This is a genomic window from Gammaproteobacteria bacterium (assembly GCA_016199745.1).
In the GTDB taxonomy this organism is placed as follows: Bacteria; Pseudomonadota; Gammaproteobacteria; order Acidiferrobacterales; family Sulfurifustaceae; genus JACQFZ01.
Genome location: JACQFZ010000013.1, coordinates 1 through 16,783, shown reverse-complemented (window position 1 = coordinate 16,783; position 16,783 = coordinate 1). Strand labels below are relative to the sequence as shown.

Genomic DNA, 16,783 nt, shown 5'->3' with positions numbered 1-16,783 from the left:
CATCGGCCAATAGATGCTACACCTACAACAACAATCGTTCGCGACACGGCTCGCTGCCGGTATTTTACTGTTCTTATTATCGAGCACCGTTTGGGCCGATAAGGTCACGATTTCCGTCGAAGGTATCACCGACGAGCCGCGCGATAATGTACTGGCGTCGCTGACACTGCATCAAGAACGCGAGCGCGAGCTGTCGGTCGCCCGCATTCGCCGCTTGCACGAGCAAGCGGTGAGCGAAATCACGACCGCGCTGCAGCCATTCGGCTACTATCGCGCGCGCGTTGAATCGAGCTTGGAGCACGACGAGAACGGTTGGATCGCACGCTACCGTATCGAGCCCGGCAGGCCGATTCCGGTGAAGACGGTCGATGTTCAGATCGACGGCGACGGCCGCACCGATCCCGAATTCGAAATTATTATCGACAATTTCCCGCTGCAACTGAACGAGCCGCTCAATCAACGCGACTACGACGACACCAAGCACGAACTACAGACGGTAGCGGCCGAACGCGGTTACTTCGACATGCGCTTCACGCGCAGTGAAATGCGCATCGATCTCGCCGACTACCACGCCGATATTTATCTGCATATCGACACCGGTGGGCGCTATCGCTTCGGCGAGATCAACGTCGAACAGCAAATCCTGAACCCCGAACTGCTGCAACGCTACATCCGCATTCAGCCGGGCGACTACTATTCCGCCGAGGCGCTGCTCGAGCTACAACAGGCACTGCTCAGTAGCGAGTACTTCAGCGATGTCGAGATGAACGCCGATCCGCTGTTGGCGAAAGATCACTCGATCCCGGTGACGGTACACCTGACCGCGCGCCGGCCCGACAAATACACGTTTGGTTTGGGTTACGGAACCGACACCGACGCGCGCGTTCAAGCCGGCTGGGAACGGCGCTATCTCAATGCCGACGGTCACCATGTACGCGCCGACGTACACAACTCAGGAATCGAACGCAGCATCACCACCGGCTATTTCATTCCGATACGCAACCCGCGCACCGATCAGCTCGGCTTCACCGCCGGCTACTCCGAAAACACGACACGCACCGCCGATACCGAAATCCGGCAACTCGCGGTCAATCGCACGAACGCACGTGGGCACGTACTGGAAACACTATCGCTGACCTATCACAACGAAAAATTCGAAATCGGCGATGAAACCGGCGCATCGACACTGCTGATGCCAGGCATAAATTGGACCTATTTCTGGGGCGACGAACGCGTCTTCACCCGCCGCGGCGCGCGCGCCACACTCGATCTGCGCGGCGCCTCGAGTCACTTCGTGTCGGATATCAGCCTGCTGCAATCGCGCCTAGGCGCCAAGATCATCCGCCCGGTCGGCGATTCCAGCCGTTTCATCGTCCGCGGCGACGTCGGCCACACACGCCTCGCCGCCACCCACGAGCTGCCGGCATCGCTGCGTTTCTTCAGCGGCGGCGACGTTAGCGTACGCGGCTACGCCTACAACAGTCGTGGTCCGACCGATGATAACGGCAACGTAGTCGGCGGCCGCAACCTGCTCGTCGGCAGCGTCGAATACGAGCAACACATAACCGGTAAGTGGGCTGCCGCCGTGTTCTACGATGTCGGCAACGCCGTCAACAATTTTTCCGATCCGCTCGACAAAGGCGCCGGCATCGGCGTGCGTTGGCGCTCGCCGATCGGCCAAATCCGCGTCGATGTAGCGTCGGCCATCAGCGAACCGGACAAGCCATTGCGCCTACATATTTATCTCGGGCCCGATTTATGAAGCGCAAAGCGGTATGGCTCATGCTCGGCGCTATTGTCGCCGGCTTGCTCGGAGTGCTCGGCGCAGCAATCTGGCTGCTGATGACCGAGAGTGGCTTGCAATGGACCTACGCCACATTGCGTACTCGCTTGCCCGGCACGCTCGAGCTGCGCGCGCTCGCAGGCCGGCTCGCGGGCCCGCTGACCATCGACGGTTTGCACTATCGCGACACCTCCGTCAATGTCGAGGTCGAACATGCCACGCTCAATTGGTCGCCGTTGGCATTGCTCGTCGGCCGCGTGCAGCTGGGCGAGCTCACCGTAAACGGCGTGCGCATTTCGCTCGCGCCGACCGCCGACAAATCGTCCGCGCCGCCGTCACTGTCGTTACCTGTCAGCGTGCGTTTGCAAAATGCGACGTTGCGCGACATTGAAGTACGACGCGGCGATGCGGTCTATCGCCTCCAATCGATAGCGCTGGCGACGCACATCAACAACACCCGTATGCGCATCGATCACTTAACGGTTGATGCCGACATGTTCGCCGTGAGCGCACAAGGAACGCTCGGTCTCGCCGCCGACAACGAACGCTTGACGGTCGATTGGCGCGTCAATCTCGATGGGCACCCGCCCCTCGCCGGCCATGGCGACATCACAGGTCGTCTGGCCGATCTGTCGTTGACGCAACAACTGACGCAGCCGATCGCCGCCGACGTGCATCTCAAGCTCAAGGACGCGCTGACGGCGCTACGTTGGCAGGCAGAAGCCAAAGTTCCGGCGTTCGATTGGCAACGATTACAACCGGACGGAATGACCGCCACCTTAGGTTTAACGCTCGCGGCCAGCGGCGACCGCGATAACTTCAAGGCCGACGGCACGCTGCAGGCGCGTCCGGCCGATCTTCCGGAAACCCGCGGGCGCTTTCGCCTGCACGGCGCGATGACGCAAGAAATCATCGTCGACGAGTTAGCGCTGCAATTACCGAGCACGAAGACGACGGTGACGGCACAAGGACGCTGGCAGTTGCCGAAGCAAGCGCTCGACGCGCATCTACAGTGGCACCAGCTGAGCTGGCCACTGACCGACGCGCCGGTCATTTCCAGCCCGGACGGTCGGCTCGATATCAGCGGCACACTCGCCAACTACCGCCTCTCGCTCAACGCTAAAACCAACGGCGCGCAATTGCCCGACGCCCACTGGCAGGCGACCGGTAGCGGTGATCGCGCGCACATCGGCTTCGATGCCGTTGCCGTCGACATTCTCGGCGGTAGCGTGAATGGCACGGCGCAGCTCGCCTGGTCGCCGCAACTGCAATGGAGTGCGCAGCTGCAAGGCCAGTCGCTCAATCCCGCTGTCACCTGGCCGGAATGGCCCGGCATGCTGGCATTGACTGCACAACTCGCCGGCGATCACGACGAAATACGCGGCACGGTCCAGCAACTACGCGGCACTCTGCGTAATCGCCCGGTAACCGGCGAGGCGCGCGTCACCCGCCGCGACGACCGTTATCCCGACGTGGCGCTCAAGCTTAAGTCCGGTGATGCGACCGTCGACGTCAACGGCAGCATCGGCAATAACTGGGATCTCGCCTGGCGTGTGCACGCCCCCGAGCTCGGCGCTGCGTTACCCCGCGCCAGCGGCCGCCTCGACGGTAATGGCCACGTCGGTGGCACCCGCGCCACTCCTTATATAGAGGCAAAGCTCAACGGCAGTGGGCTTGCCTACGGTCAGACGCGGACCGAAAAGATCGACATCGATACGGCCATCGACCTTTCCGATCGCGTGCGCTCGTACCTGAAGCTAAACGCGACCGGCTTGTCCGTCGCCGGCCGCGATGTCGATCGCCTATCCGTCGACGGCGATGGAAAACTGACGCAACATACCCTGACCATCAGCGCGCATGCCGCCGAGGTAACGCTGAACGCGCAACTCAACGGCCGCTACGCCGATACGGTATGGAACGGTGCGCTTAGCGACAGTACGTTGCACATCGGCACCGAGGACTGGAAGCTGGTCAACCGCGCCCCACTGCTGCTGAGCGCTGAACGCATCAAGCTCGACGAAAGCTGCTGGCAACTAGCGGCAGCGCGCGTATGTACGCACGTCGATCGCAACGACACCGGTACTGAACTCGGACTCATCGCCGAACGCATGCCGTTGGCGCTGTTCAACCCACTCATGCGCACACCGATCGGCTTGGCCGGCAGCGCCAGCGGCCGGGCGCAAGCGCGAATCGATGCCAACGATCGGATTAAAACCGACGCACGCTTCGATTTCGGACCCGGCAGCGTCACCTACCTCGCCGCCGGCGCAACGTTGGCGTACGAACGTGCGCACTTGGATCTAACGATCAACGACAACGGCCTACGTACCAACGCCGAGTTCGCGCTGGCTAACGGCGACGGCGGCTCGGCATCGGTCGCGCTACCAAAATTCAGCATCGACGGCGGCGATCAACCGGTTGAAGGAAAATTTTCGTTGGCATTACGCACGTTGGCGCCGTTCGCCGCGCTGTTCCCCGAACTCGAAGACCTGCACGGAAATTTGCACGCCGACCTAACGCTGCTAGGCACGCTCGCGCGACCCCGCGTGCGTGGCCAAGCGACGCTGGCTGACGCGAGCGCGCGCCTGCCAACGATCGGTATTCACGTCGACGACACGCAACTCACGGCGACCCCGTTGGCTAATGGCAACATTCAGCTGAACGGCCACGCTTCATCGGGCGGCGGTACGCTCGGTCTCTCCGGACTGATAACGCTGAAGAGCGGCCTCGATTGGCAAACCGATCTGCGCATTGCCGGCGCCCGCTTCCTCACCGCCGACCTGCCGGAAGCAAAGGTATACGTATCGCCCGATCTGCGCTTCGTCCTTACACCAAACGCCGTCAAAGCAACCGGCGACGTTCATATTCCCGAGGCCCGCTTCACGCTAAGTGGCAAAAAAAGCGAAGACGCCGTTACCGTTTCGCATGATGTCGTCATCGTCAACGCGCCGACACAGGTGCAAGCACAAGTGCCGGCACGTGATCCGCTGCCAGTCACTGCCGAAGTACACGTAACGCTCGGCGACAAAGTAAGCTTCGATGGTTTTGGCCTACATGCCATGATCACCGGCAGCGTGGTCGCCATCGACGCGCCGGGCCAGCTAACCACCGCTCGCGGTGAGTTGCGCGTCACTGAAGGCAAGTACGAGGCGTTCGGCGAGAAGCTCGATCTTGAACGCGGCCGCCTGCTCTTTGTCGGCCCGGTGGACAATCCCGGCATCGACGCGCGCGCCGTGCGCGTCATCGACGATACGAATACGATAACCGTCGGCGTCGAAGTGCAAGGCACGTTGCAAACACCGGAACTAAAACTATTCTCCGATCCGTCGATGAGCCAAACAGACACGCTCTCCTATCTACTGTTCGGTAAGCCCGCGACCGGCGCCGACGCCGGCGAAGGTCGCGCCATCGCCGCCGCCACTCGTGCTCTTAAACTTTCCGGCGGCGCACGCGTCGCTCAGTGGCTCGGCGAGCGCTTCGGCATCGACGAAGTCGACGTCGAATCGAGCAATACCTCGGAAGAAGCGGCGCTCGTCCTCGGCAAGCGTCTGTCACCGCGGCTGTACATTAACTACAGTATCGGTTTGTTCGGCCAAGCGAACATCTTTCGTATCCGCTACAAGCTCAATTCGAATTGGTCGCTAGAAGCGCAATCGGGGACGGTGTCGGGCGGGGACGTGTTGTACGAAATCGAGCGTTGAACGACCCGTTAGCGTAACCGCCGTCGATTATGGCTTTCTTTGAAACTGCTGCAGCTCGGCGCGGATCGCCACATACAGATCACCGATCCACGGCGGCCCGGCAACAGGCACTGACGCCGACGCCAGCCGAAAATCGGTAGGGCTGATAATCACGCGCACCCGCTCCGGCGACGCGAGCGCGGCCAGAACAAATAAATCTTCAGCCGCTTGATCGCCGACCGCGAGACACCCGATCGACACGGCGTTGCCGTGGATCATGATGTCGCCGCCGAGCCTGGTGCGACCGTCAGCTTTCGCCACGTGCCGATCGTATTCGTTCGGATAGTTCACACGGATCGACAAATGAAACTGACTATTGGGATTGAGATAAGCCGCGCGATAACTCCCTTCGGGCACTTGGTTATCGCCTTCGGCAAGTTTCGGTCCCAGCTTGCCGCTCGCGGCGCGGATCGGATACGCCTTAACGAAGCGCCACCGCTGTACCGGCGACATACGACCGTAGACCTCGAAACGGCGTGAGTCTTTGAAGGCGATGTAGGCAAGCTCGTGCGGTGGATACGAAAGCCCGGCGCTTTCAAAGGCACGACGGAGACGTGATTCGACGATCGGACCGTACTGCGTCAATCTTTCGGAAACGGTGTAGCCGCCGCGACGCTGATTGCGCAAAGACAACGCCGAGCCGCGCACCGAGCCCCCTGAAAATAGAATCGTTGCCAGCGCTGTACCGGCTACAAATACTTTTCGGCGGGTAAACATGTTTAATGCTCGGTTGACATAACGGCGCTATCGGCAAACATTAGCCGTTGGCGTTCTGCTTCAACAACTGCACCAGATCTTCCGGTAACGGATGCGACTTATGCGCACCGACGCGTGCACACACCCAAATAATTTCCCCTTTTGCCGTAATTTCGGGTTGTCCTTTCTTATAAATTCCGAGCGTCCACGTCAGACTGGAATTTCCAATTTTGCTGGCGATGACACCGATTTCGATTAACTCTTCCAAGCCGATCGGTGCCAGGTACTCGACCGTCGCCTTGACGGTATGAAAGTCGAGCCCCTTGGTCGACACCAGCGCCCGATAGTTGTAACCGATGTGCCGCATGTATTCGATTACGGCGACTTCGAAGTACGTCAGGTAATGGGCGTTAAAGACAATGCCTTGATAGTCGACTTCGGAGGTTCGCACGCGCAACTCATGAAAAAACGAAAACGTGTTTCTTTCCACCGCTTCGCCCTCGAAAAAGTAAATGCGTCACCGCTGGGCCAGCTCAACTCGCCGATTTTTTACGCTGCCGAAGCCACACCTTTTTCAGTATAAAGTAAAGAAAGCCCGTGTTTCGATAAATTCCAGCTAAGCACGCTACAGAATCGCACAAATTATCAAAATTAAATTTTCCGTCGGCATTATAAATACGTGAGAGGACCTGAATGGAACATCAGCGCCGAATACAAAACGCGATCGACTACATCGAAGATTATCTACATGGCGATCTGTCGACGGCTGCTATTGCCAATGTCGCCGGCTTTTCCAAATGGCATTTTCAGATGACAACGACAAATCGCATCCCGATGAATGCCTCTATATGGCAGGCACAGAAGTCAAAAGCACGGATACAGTTCCCGACGGTATGACTGTCATGACGATACCTTCCGGTACCTATGCCATGTTCGCGCATAAATGTCAGGTCGAGAAAATCGGTCTGACGATGAAGTATATCTACGGCTCGTGGCTGCCGAAATCCGGAATGAGGTTACGCGACGCGCCCGAATTAGAGATCTATGACCAGCGATTCAGGCCGGGGTCGGAAGATTCGGAGGTCGATATTTATATTCCAGTCGCCTAATGCCGCTACGCGGGATTTTTGAACGGATCGAACGCCGCGCTGCCGTTAGCGGCAAACAAAGAGTTAAGTATCGGAAGCAACGTAGTCGAGCGCCGACTTGGCAAAAGTTTTTAAACCTTTACTTGCTAATGCCGGTACGGCCACCCACTCTTTCATAGGTCGACCTTTCCCCGAAGGGTCCCACAAGACCGCCCCTTTGGTGGACAACGCCTTCTCGTGTTGAGGTGAACTGAGCTTGAAAATCACTGCCTTCTTATGCTGAGCAATAAACGCCTTGCCGTTAATTTTTAGGCACGGCTTTCCAAACATCTGGCTGGCAACGACACCTTTGATTTGCGTAAAGACTTTGACCAGTTTTTCATACTCAGCAACTGCGTCCGACATAATACCTCCCGTGTTGTGCCCAATAAAAAGCTTCAATGCTGACTTAGAGAGTCCAGCTCGACGCAATGATCAGGCGCTTTCTTTGACTTCATCTCCGATACCAATGGTACCGCCGACGAGAATTCGAGCTTTCAAGCCGCCCTTTCCTTTAAATAGCTTGAGCACTTGCGGATGGGTTCTCTTCGCAAACAATCCGCAGGGTTCGCAAAGCTCCAAACCTTCCAACACAGTTTCGCCAACGAGAAAGCACTTGCCGCAAAGGTCGTTCAAACGGACTCCTTGGGTAACGAGATTACGTCGTGGGGCATCTGGGACCAACACAAATCCCGTCACTCGGCTGAACTCGTCGATGTTTTCGATCTCGATCAGTGTTACTTGGTAGGCGGGTGATCGACGGTTCTTCGGTTCTACGTATCGATCACCCCGAAGTCCGCACTCGGTCAGCGCTTCGACATGCGTAAGTGCGGTCATTGGTAGTCCGCGCTGAAGGGCAACGAAAATGTGGATGATCGAGGACATGGCAGTCGATTTTTATCTAGGCGCTATAGAGCGATTCCATTTTTACTTTTTGCGCAAAAAATGCAAGCGCCGCGCTTGCCGGAAACATCATCTGTCGCTCGAATATTTACCCTTCCGCTTTATGTGGCGGGACTGCGGTGTTGAATCCGATACGGTCAGTACGTCACTCGTTGACCGCGTACTCGGCAATACAATGTCATGTTACCTCGCTGACAAATAGCAGATAACTGCGGCAACCAAACCGATTACCGTTACCGCAGTGAAGAGTCGGACGACATGGATCTTGCGCATGGTCACCAGCGAGCCATGCGCTAAGTCGACAGCGTTATCTTGTGTAGGGTCCGACGGACGTCGAGTACCGAATGGCTTGAGTAAGATACGACGGTTTTACATCCCACGGATTCGGCATTACATCGTCGGTCGTCTCCACGGTACCGGCCCAACGATCGAACGCGAGATCGATGATCTGTTGGTAATCGCCCGCACCGGTGTCATATACCAAATGCCAGAAACGCGAGCTTGGGTATTTGGTACCTATTTGATATTGACCTTTGACGATGACGTTCCCGCCAGTCCAGCCTACCCACCCGTTAGCGGCCGACGGCGCTTGTAAGTAGGAAGTCTTCGATCCTTCGAACGTCACAAAAATATCAGCGGTGTCGTGACGCGCTTCTAGATAACAGTCGGTGATCGCGTTGCCTGGGTTGTTCACCACTAAATCGTTATTCGGCAGTTTGGTCCAAACGTATTCTCGGATCTGGCGGTAATAATCGCGGTACTGATTCGACCCGACGCTCGGGCCGCAGGCGCTCGTGACTTGATCGACGAAGATACCGTCGACATGCACCGATCCGTTACGTGCCCCGAGCCAATGGTCGATGGAGGATTTAACGTCCGCTATCGGTCGCATCGCATAATTGCTCCACACATAGCCGATGACTCGTACGTGTTCCCCATCCGGCAACGTACGTGCGCGCAAAGCATCGGCATCTGCATCCATCAACGCCACATTGCCATCGCCGTTTTCGATGTTGAGGATCACCACCGCCGGCGGTATCGGTGTTTTGACGGGGTCCTTTAAATCTGCGATAAACGGATCGTTGGGCCACACGTAAGCCGGCACACCGACATCTATCCCCCGACTAGCCTGCGCCGACGCCGTTACTGCGAACCCCAGGCCGAAAATTACTGCTATGGCGATCCGTCGCTTCATAGGACCGTTTGATTTTGTTGACATGTTTTTTGCTCCACATTTTTTTGGCCGTCTTGATAGAGCGCCGTGTTAGGCATCCCTCTTCCTAGATCAGCGTTTAAAGGATTTGTTCCAACAAATACGGCGCAATACGCGTCGCTAGTACGCTCTAGTCGCCGCTGTCTGACGTTGAATAACCCGTATAGTTGTTGGTTGCATGAACCACGGCTTAGGTTCAAAAAAGCCGTCGTGGTCCGAAGAATCATCGCCCGTGTCCCCAGAATGTTATCCCCTAACGCTCTGGGCCAGCTCACCGCCGTTGCCAAAGAATCGTATTTGCTTGATCCTGTTCGTCGTGTCGTCGGCACTGCCGGCGGCAGAAACGCTCACGCTCGAACGTGCTGAACAGCTCGCCGTCATCAACGCGCCGTTGTTATCTCATCACCGCACGAATGTTGCCGCTGCTTCCGAACGCGCGGTCTACGAAGGTCGTTTGCCCGATCCGCAGCTTACGATTGGTGCCATCAATGTACCAACGGATTCATTCAGTTTGCGAGAGGAGGATATGACGATGCAGATAATCGGCATCCGCCAAAGCATTCCGCCGGGTGACACGCTCGCACTCAAGGAACGGCGCGCAAAGAAGCGCGCCTTGCGAAAGGCAAAGTAATGTTGCTCGACAAATGGAGAACTCGCGTTGCTTGCCACCGAAAGGACTCAGTCATGAATGGCACTTACTCAAAGCAAAAACCGAACGCATCCGCCGCCACTCCCTCCCCCTGAAGGGGAAGGGACCTGCTAATAAGTTCGGGGTAGGTCAGTTTAGTAACATAGTCAAGTTAAGTAAGTGCCATTCGACTCAGTCATTGAATTTGACGTGCATAACGGTTACCCAGTGCCCACGATAATTTTCTTTAGAAAATAGGCGCCACTCCAATTTTTGATAAAACGCTTCGCGATCGGGCGTGAATAGATAGAGCGTCTCGACCTTCGCTTCCTTAGCTCTTTGCATAACGTGCTTTACTAGTTCGTCGCCAGTGCCCCTATTCCGGTGTTCTGGCGTAACAAAGACGCTCGCTAGCCAAGGCGTCAGCTCAGATTTGGTGTCCATATCCTGAGCGATTATGGAAGCGGAACCCAAGAGCATTCCGTCTTTAGCAATGAAGGTGCTCGGGATAAGTTCCGCGTCTAAGTGCAACTTCATCTTTTCGAACCGTTGCTCAAGACTGCCTTGCGGATTGAGATACGACCATTGGCTGTGATGCCACGCACCCAACATTGGGAGGTGCTGTGGTTCATCTTTAAGATTAAGTATCTGCATGAAGCTATTTTCGAACAGGTCCAAAAAAGACGACCCACATCGCGAGATCAGCACTAAATCTAACGAAACGATGCGGCATTCCTGCTGGCACGAAAATCAAATCGCCATCGACAACGGCACGACGTTGACCGTTCATATCGAAATCGGCATCGCCGGCGATAATGACGTAAACCTCGTCGCGATCGTGCGGCTCCTGCGTGTCGGGATCCCGCGGTGCCCAATATTCCACCAAGCAATCGGTGTTGTCGAACGCCACCAACCAGTCGGGTTTAGGGGTGGCGGCAAGACGCTGTGCCCATTCGTGCTTCGTTGCAATGTAGCCTGCAGGTGATTTGGTCGGGTTCATCGCGATTCTGCTCCGAGGTTCTGGTTCAATGGACTATTCCGTTTCATCCTTCATCTCGCCCATTGGATTATGGTCCCACACGATACACATGATGAATCCCGCCAGGCGACTCGGTTGCCAGCAGCGTGAAACTTTTTGGCAATAGCGAAACCTATTCCAATCGCTCCGCCGGCAATGAGCACTGTGTGGTTGGAGGGATTCATGCGATTAAAACTAACGCCAGTTACCGGCGCCGCTTTTACAGCGTTCGATCGGTGACTAAGCTATCGTGCTGCCCTGGACGCGAACAGCGCGGCTGTCTTAACCCATGTTTTTCCTTCGTCTCTGCTGATGTCGCTCTCCCAGCTGAAACTGTTCTTAGCGATATTAAAGAAACGTATTTTGGTTCTGACACTGTTACCCGCCGGATCCTTCCCGGCAGCATCTAACAACATTTCGCCATCCTTCCACTCGCCATACCATTGCGAGTTCATAGCCGGTTGAAGTGCTGCCAGACCAGTCATCTCCCAGCGGCGGGTAGCTTCTGAATAGGTTCTCAGGGTGACATAGGACGAGATCGCCTGCCCCGTTGGCGCATATGCCTTGAAGTCATCCACGATCATGCGCCCTTCATTCAGATGCTTGGCACTCCAGGTTGCTTTATATTGAAAAAGTGGAGAACCATCTTCCTTTATATTTCATACATTGATCTTGTAACTTAGTGAAAGTTCATCACCTGGAACGCCTCGGATACCCCAGTTTTCTTTTGGTGTTTCGTAAATGGTGATTTCGAGATCGCCAGGCATAATCTGCGCTTGGTTTTCTATATTCGAAAAAAGCAGCCGGATAAGCGCTTTCTTTGCTTCGACGGACCGGCCTTGGAACATCGAAATTTCGATAATGGTGTAATTCTCGCTCCTGTCGGACGGAAACATAAATTCGCCCGGCTCAAGACCGATGAACCTGTGAAATTTTTTATCTTTTGGGTATTGCAAGGCCTCCATAATAGAAGCGTGGATGGCGTTTGATAGCGGTTCTATTCTACGAGTCAGGACTGACTTCAATCCATAGACTTTTACTTGTGCCATTGCTTTCTCCCTCAGAATATCGTGCGAGCCGTTGTTCGAGTGTTCCGGTATGTAACTCGAACAGGTGATTGTCGAAGTCGTAAAAGTAAAGTGACTCGCCTTCGCCGTCCACTCGGTTTCTCGGCGGTTTGATTTCGACTCCGAGCGCTTTTAAATTTTTTTCGTAAATTGAAAGATCAGCGCTAGAGACCTTATGTGCCATTAGTTAGTGCCTTTGATGAGCAAGAAGAACGATGCCACGCCAAGGAACAAACACAAAGGGCTATAGAGCCACGTGTCATATTTGCCGAATCGTGTATTGCGCACCTTTTTGAAAAGGCCTGCGTATTTGTGCCAACTCAGTGCACGTGCTGTAAAGACAAAAGCCAAGAGAGCGACTCCGCCTCGCAGCCAACCGAATGGCAACGGTGATGCCATGAGACCGACATAAGCAAGGACGATTAATATGGCCACTACAAGTGCAAAGCCGACGGTATGAGTGGCAAATGTTCCAGGTTTAATGGTCGGCTGGCCGCCTTCCCGCTGAGGCAAGGACACCACTAACCCAATTTTTCCACCCAGTCCCCAATAAAAATGAAATGCAGCCGCTATGGCCAGAACGACAACACAAGCGATGGCGATCACGAACTCCCCGGCAGCCATCAACTTGCGCCTCGGGGCAAACGCGTCAACTCGTTATTAAATTGGCTAGTCAATTCCAGTCCAAGCATGCGGAAGAAGCTGACTACACTCCACATCGGATCAAATGCTGGCATTCGGGAACCGTTCGCAAATAGTTGGGATTGTGGAAAACAGATTAACAGCAGCGCGAGAAGAAATGCATGGGACAACTCTTTCGTTAAATTTTTTTTGTGACGGCATAACAGTCCATGCCTAATGCTGAAGTCAGCGACGTTGGCCGCGATCCGAATCACGAAGCGCCGCAACGTCTAAAGAAGTTCGCTAGATCGCAATGTCAGCCAACATCTTTTGCGGCGGCCGCAACTAGTTTTGCCATCACTGAGCTCTCTTCTGTTCCGCTCGCTTCCAATCCTTGAACGACGGTCGCCTGATTCTGTGTCGGTTGGTTCTGGCTCACTTTCCACTTGCCGCAAAGCTTGGTAATAACGATCTCGATTCCTACGATGGAGCCAATCAGTTTCTCTGTATATTCGTGAGGTGCGTCCGTTACTTTCCAAGGCTTCGGGAACGACGCTTCGTTATGGGCCGTTAGCGCTTCCAGTCGATCCCGCAACCATGCAGCGTCATCGACGACACGCAATGAACCATAAGCGTGAACTACTACGTAGTTCCAAGTCGGCACGACTTTGCCGGTTTCTTTCTTCGTCGCATACCAAGAAGGCGTTATGTAGGTATCCGGGCCATGGAATATTGCCAAGGTTTCAACGTTACTCGCAAAATCGGCCCACACCGGATTTGCGCGAGCGACATGACCTTGCAACGTACCGAAAGGCGAAGGTTCCGGGAATAAATGCAACGGAATATGGTTTGCGTTAAGTCCGTTAGATGAGAGCGTGACTAGCGTGGCGAGTGGGCGAGCACGGATCAGCTCGTGCATTACTTCGACTTTGGGTTGTTCGAACTGTTTTGGTATATACATGTTTGATAGTTCTTAACGTATAAGGCGCCGGCCGCTAAAGTATTGCTAATCAGTCCGCTGAACACTGAGTTAACTTCAAGGATCTTATTGACGCACGCAATTTATTATGGAAGTAGTTGATCAACCATAGACTCAATTTTGTTTTCAACTCGTCCGTGTTTTTCTGGGCTGGCGTAAGGCGCCTTATAGCGCACTTGCCCTATTAATGCGCCTCCGTTAAAGATCTTCAGTTCGGACGTGGCTAAATACAGCCCCCAGTGGTTACCGTATGTAGCGGTATATGTAGAAGTGATTGGGCAGGCTGAAGCTTCTTTTATTATTTGTGTTTTATATCCCTTTGCTTGAATTCTTCTTTCGTAGGCGCCTCTAAGGTCTTGGCGAACGTTAGGGTTGTCAATGATACAAATCTCCTTCCCGCTAAGACCAACAGCCTTTGTGGCATCTATTGATACGCAACCGATTAAAATGATCGACAAGCAAAAACTTAAGAGGGTGTTTTTCATATTCGCACCTTGCATTATTTTTTATACGACTTGGGATCGTACCCCATCTCCACGGCTTTCTTTGCGAGTTTACTTGCTTGTTACGTTACTAGGCGCTTGTTTCGGCAATTGAGTCCAGAGAAGCTCATATCTGTGTACCCAAACCGAGACTTGCTCGATTTTCTCTAAGGAACACCGGCAAATCCGTTGTTGGCGGGCAAGCCGGCACTTGATAGAACATATCAGCGACATAGCCGTGGTGATAGGTCGTATGATTAAGCACGTGAAGCAGGATTTCTGCACGCGTCATAACGCCTGTGTTTCCACCGACAAGCGTAAAGCTCACTGGTTCCGCTAGTGCAGTTTCCGAAAAACCATCGTACGACGCGATGTACCACGCATCGATAGCTCGCTGTGCATGCCATAACTCGTTTAGAGGTGGATAACTTTCAGTATTGCGTGCCACAAAACTGTGCACACGTCCTTCGAGATGGGCACGCCAAATCAACGAAACGACATAGTTGTGATTAAGCGTGTGAACCATGTCCCTAAACAGAGAACGACGCTCCTTTGTCGCTTCACCATCAGGAAGCTGTGCAACGGCATCAAACATAAGCGCGTTCGCCCATGCGTTGTAACGTGCCAACATGCGTACGGTCATTATCGTGGTCTCTGGGTACGTATCAATGAAGCAGCGTTGTTGAGTGCCTTTCAACGACGCAAGAACTTTTCCAGCTTCCTGTGAATTCTTGGCAATTCTTCATTTCGGCGGCTGTCAACATAGTTGTCGCCTCAACTTTTTACGCCGCCTCGCGCAACACGTTTTCTTCAGCGGGGCGGTTCAACCACACTTCGTTCGGCAGTGACCAGTTTCGGATATGTCCGCGCCAACGCGCCGGCTGTTTCGCGCGTGCTTGCTCGTAGACCGTCACACGCTTGGCAAAGATGGCAGCGTCGTCTCCGCGGTGACGTTGCGCTGGACTCACGAACTTTAGGTTGCGGTGTTTGTGTTCGTGGTTGTACCAGCGCGTGAAGCGAAGCATCCACTGTTGCGCTTCATCGAGTGTCGCAAACGCACCCGGGAACTCGGGCCGGTATTTGCAGGTGCGGAACAAGCTCTCAGCGTAGGCATTGTCGTCACTGACGCCGGGGCGACTATACGACGGTTTGATCCCGAGGTCGGCGAGTTTCGCGAGGTAGGTCGAACCCTTCATGGGGCTGCCGTTGTCCTGGTGCACCACGAGCACGCCGTGGGGAACACCTTCGCGGCGCACGGCCTGCTCGATCAAGCGCGCCGCGTGTTCCGCCGACTCGGCGTCGTGCACCTCGTGCGCCACGATCTTGCGCGAGTACACATCGAGCATGAGGTGGAGGAAGAAGAACATGCCGGCGATGGGGCCTGGCAGATACGGGTGAGTAGCCCGGGGGAATCTCACCCCCAGGCCCTCGCAGAACCGGACGTGAACCTCTCGGTTCATCCGGCTCCCATCATCGAGCCGCGACTGCAAGACGAACGCCAGTGCGGGAAGAGATTGGGTCGTTGGCGCATGATGCGCGCAACCCATTGGTCTGCCCGACGTTTGTGACCTTGCAGTCTTTTGAACTTACGCATGGCCCATCGGACCAGCGCACGGTTGATATGTTTTGCCACGCGGTAGAAGACCGAGGCGCGGAATCGACAGTAGTAGTTCATCCATCCCGAGATCATGGGGCTGAACATCCGCGAGAGGTCGTCGATCGATTTGTCGCTTTTCAATTGCAACCGCCACCCCCGAATCTCCTGGCGCAACGCTTTCGCGGCGGCCGGACTGATTGCAGGCGTGAAGGTGGTGAAGAGACGACCATACCGATCTTTACTGAACCTCGGACGGAAGGTGTATCCCAGGAAGTCGAATTGGATGTGTTCGTACTTTTGCTGTCGATGAATGTCCTTGCAGTAGACGATCCGTGTCTTATCGGGATGAAGTTCCAATCCGCATTCCGTTAGCCGTTGCGCCAACCTTTCTCTAAGGTAACGCGCCTGCCTGAGACTGCGGCAATGGATCAGTCCGTCATCGGCGTACCGGCAGAAGGGTATGCGGGGACAATGCCTCGTCATCCATCGATCGAAGGTGTAGTGCAGGAAGAGATTCGCCAGCAACGGCGAGATGACTCCGCCCTGCGGGGTGCCTTTCTCTCGATGGCGTAGTTCCCCGTTTTCCTGTTGCACCGGCACCGTTAGCCAGCGTTCGATGTAGAGCAGGATCCATCTGCAGGTCGTGTGATGCCGAACCGCTTTCATCAGAAGGCCGTGGTCAATGTTGTCGAACAACCCCCGGATGTCGAACTCCAGCACCCAATCGTGCCGCCAGCAACGCTCGCGGGTGACGCCGATTGCTTGATGGGCTGACTTACCCGGACGGTACCCGTAGGAGTGCTCATGGAAGTGAGGTTCCAGTTCGGGTTCGAGCACGAGTTTTACGACGGTCTGGGCGATACGATCCGAGACCGTTGGAATCCCGAGCGGGCGTTGACCACCGCTTTTCTTTGGAATCAGGACTTCCT

20 protein-coding genes and 1 pseudogene are annotated in these 16,783 nt (G+C 55.1%); 5 read left to right on the top strand and 16 right to left on the bottom strand.

What is annotated here, in order from left to right; all coding sequences use genetic code 11:
- The first annotated feature begins 13 nt into the window (after positions 1 to 13).
- Together HY308_02575 and HY308_02570 are read left to right on the top strand one after the other, a co-directional pair.
- The gene (locus HY308_02575) at positions 14 to 1,762 is read left to right on the top strand and encodes an outer membrane protein assembly factor (GenBank protein ID MBI3897163.1); all 1,749 of its coding nucleotides are present in this window, start codon (positions 14 to 16) and stop codon (positions 1,760 to 1,762) included.
- A complete protein-coding gene (locus tag HY308_02570; protein ID MBI3897162.1) occupies positions 1,759 to 5,484 on the top strand; it encodes a translocation/assembly module TamB domain-containing protein in 3,726 nt (1,241 codons plus the stop codon). Before HY308_02575 ends, HY308_02570 begins: the two co-directional genes overlap by 4 nt.
- Before the next feature lie 27 nt (positions 5,485 to 5,511).
- Here the strand turns inward: HY308_02570 and HY308_02565 are convergent, their stop codons facing one another.
- Together HY308_02565 and HY308_02560 are read right to left on the bottom strand one after the other, a co-directional pair.
- Positions 5,512 to 6,240: a L,D-transpeptidase family protein gene (locus HY308_02565; protein ID MBI3897161.1), complete on the bottom strand. Its 729-nt coding sequence runs from the start codon at positions 6,238 to 6,240 to the stop codon at positions 5,512 to 5,514.
- Between the two features lie 40 nt (positions 6,241 to 6,280).
- Entirely contained in the window at positions 6,281 to 6,709 is a 429-nt protein-coding gene (locus HY308_02560; GenBank protein MBI3897160.1) for an acyl-CoA thioesterase, read from the bottom strand.
- Between the two features lie 203 nt (positions 6,710 to 6,912).
- Here HY308_02560 and HY308_02555 point away from each other — a divergent pair, with 203 nt between their 5' ends.
- Both HY308_02555 and HY308_02550 read left to right on the top strand, forming a co-directional pair.
- Positions 6,913 to 7,116, top strand: a complete 204-nt coding sequence (locus tag HY308_02555) for a hypothetical protein (GenBank protein ID MBI3897159.1) — start codon at positions 6,913 to 6,915, stop codon at positions 7,114 to 7,116.
- Positions 7,017 to 7,328, top strand: coding sequence for an AraC family transcriptional regulator (locus HY308_02550; GenBank protein ID MBI3897158.1), 312 nt, complete (start codon positions 7,017 to 7,019; stop codon positions 7,326 to 7,328). Before HY308_02555 ends, HY308_02550 begins: the two co-directional genes overlap by 100 nt.
- A gap of 63 nt (positions 7,329 to 7,391) precedes the next feature.
- On the opposite strand, the gene HY308_02545 is transcribed toward HY308_02550, so the two are convergent.
- The 3 genes from HY308_02545 to HY308_02535 all read right to left on the bottom strand — a co-directional run bounded on the left by HY308_02545 (position 7,392) and on the right by HY308_02535 (position 9,468).
- Positions 7,392 to 7,712: a hypothetical protein gene (locus tag HY308_02545; protein MBI3897157.1), complete on the bottom strand. Its 321-nt coding sequence runs from the start codon at positions 7,710 to 7,712 to the stop codon at positions 7,392 to 7,394.
- A gap of 69 nt (positions 7,713 to 7,781) precedes the next feature.
- Positions 7,782 to 8,231, bottom strand: a complete 450-nt coding sequence (locus tag HY308_02540) for a sulfurase (GenBank protein MBI3897156.1) — start codon at positions 8,229 to 8,231, stop codon at positions 7,782 to 7,784.
- A gap of 325 nt (positions 8,232 to 8,556) precedes the next feature.
- Positions 8,557 to 9,468 (bottom strand): hypothetical protein, encoded by a 912-nt coding sequence (locus tag HY308_02535; protein MBI3897155.1) that lies wholly within the window; start codon positions 9,466 to 9,468, stop codon positions 8,557 to 8,559.
- A gap of 226 nt (positions 9,469 to 9,694) precedes the next feature.
- On the opposite strand from HY308_02535, the gene HY308_02530 reads away from it, so the two are divergent.
- Complete coding sequence (locus HY308_02530; GenBank protein MBI3897154.1) at positions 9,695 to 10,093, top strand: hypothetical protein; 399 nt, start codon at positions 9,695 to 9,697, stop codon at positions 10,091 to 10,093.
- A 189-nt stretch (positions 10,094 to 10,282) separates the two neighbouring features.
- Here the strand turns inward: HY308_02530 and HY308_02525 are convergent, their stop codons facing one another.
- The 11 genes and pseudogenes from HY308_02525 to ltrA all read right to left on the bottom strand — a co-directional run.
- On the bottom strand, positions 10,283 to 10,744 hold the full coding sequence (locus tag HY308_02525) for a GNAT family N-acetyltransferase (GenBank protein MBI3897153.1): 462 nt from the start codon (positions 10,742 to 10,744) through the stop codon (positions 10,283 to 10,285).
- A 4-nt stretch (positions 10,745 to 10,748) separates the two neighbouring features.
- Positions 10,749 to 11,090, bottom strand: a complete 342-nt coding sequence (locus HY308_02520; GenBank protein MBI3897152.1) for a cupin domain-containing protein — start codon at positions 11,088 to 11,090, stop codon at positions 10,749 to 10,751.
- A 263-nt stretch (positions 11,091 to 11,353) separates the two neighbouring features.
- Positions 11,354 to 11,692 carry a hypothetical protein gene (locus HY308_02515; GenBank protein MBI3897151.1) on the bottom strand — a complete coding sequence of 113 codons (339 nt, stop codon included), beginning with the start codon at positions 11,690 to 11,692 and terminating at the stop codon, positions 11,354 to 11,356.
- A 75-nt stretch (positions 11,693 to 11,767) separates the two neighbouring features.
- Complete coding sequence (locus tag HY308_02510; protein ID MBI3897150.1) at positions 11,768 to 12,157, bottom strand: tautomerase family protein; 390 nt, start codon at positions 12,155 to 12,157, stop codon at positions 11,768 to 11,770.
- Positions 12,111 to 12,329, bottom strand: a pseudogene (locus tag HY308_02505) (hypothetical protein). The gene HY308_02510 and the pseudogene HY308_02505 overlap by 47 nt, the downstream one beginning before the upstream one ends.
- 29 nt (positions 12,330 to 12,358) lie before the next feature.
- Positions 12,359 to 12,799: a DUF3995 domain-containing protein gene (locus tag HY308_02500; GenBank protein MBI3897149.1), complete on the bottom strand. Its 441-nt coding sequence runs from the start codon at positions 12,797 to 12,799 to the stop codon at positions 12,359 to 12,361.
- 313 nt (positions 12,800 to 13,112) lie between these two features.
- Positions 13,113 to 13,757 (bottom strand): FMN-binding negative transcriptional regulator, encoded by a 645-nt coding sequence (locus HY308_02495; GenBank protein ID MBI3897148.1) that lies wholly within the window; start codon positions 13,755 to 13,757, stop codon positions 13,113 to 13,115.
- A 104-nt stretch (positions 13,758 to 13,861) separates the two neighbouring features.
- On the bottom strand, positions 13,862 to 14,260 hold the full coding sequence (locus HY308_02490; GenBank protein ID MBI3897147.1) for a hypothetical protein: 399 nt from the start codon (positions 14,258 to 14,260) through the stop codon (positions 13,862 to 13,864).
- A 124-nt stretch (positions 14,261 to 14,384) separates the two neighbouring features.
- The gene (locus HY308_02485) at positions 14,385 to 14,900 is read right to left on the bottom strand and encodes a DinB family protein (protein ID MBI3897146.1); all 516 of its coding nucleotides are present in this window, start codon (positions 14,898 to 14,900) and stop codon (positions 14,385 to 14,387) included.
- Positions 14,901 to 15,039: 139 nt separating this feature from the next.
- Positions 15,040 to 15,624, bottom strand: coding sequence for a transposase family protein (locus tag HY308_02480; protein ID MBI3897145.1), 585 nt, complete (start codon positions 15,622 to 15,624; stop codon positions 15,040 to 15,042).
- An 89-nt stretch (positions 15,625 to 15,713) separates the two neighbouring features.
- On the bottom strand, positions 15,714 to 16,783 hold a 1,070-nt coding region (gene ltrA / locus HY308_02475; protein MBI3897144.1), incomplete at its 5' end, for a group II intron reverse transcriptase/maturase.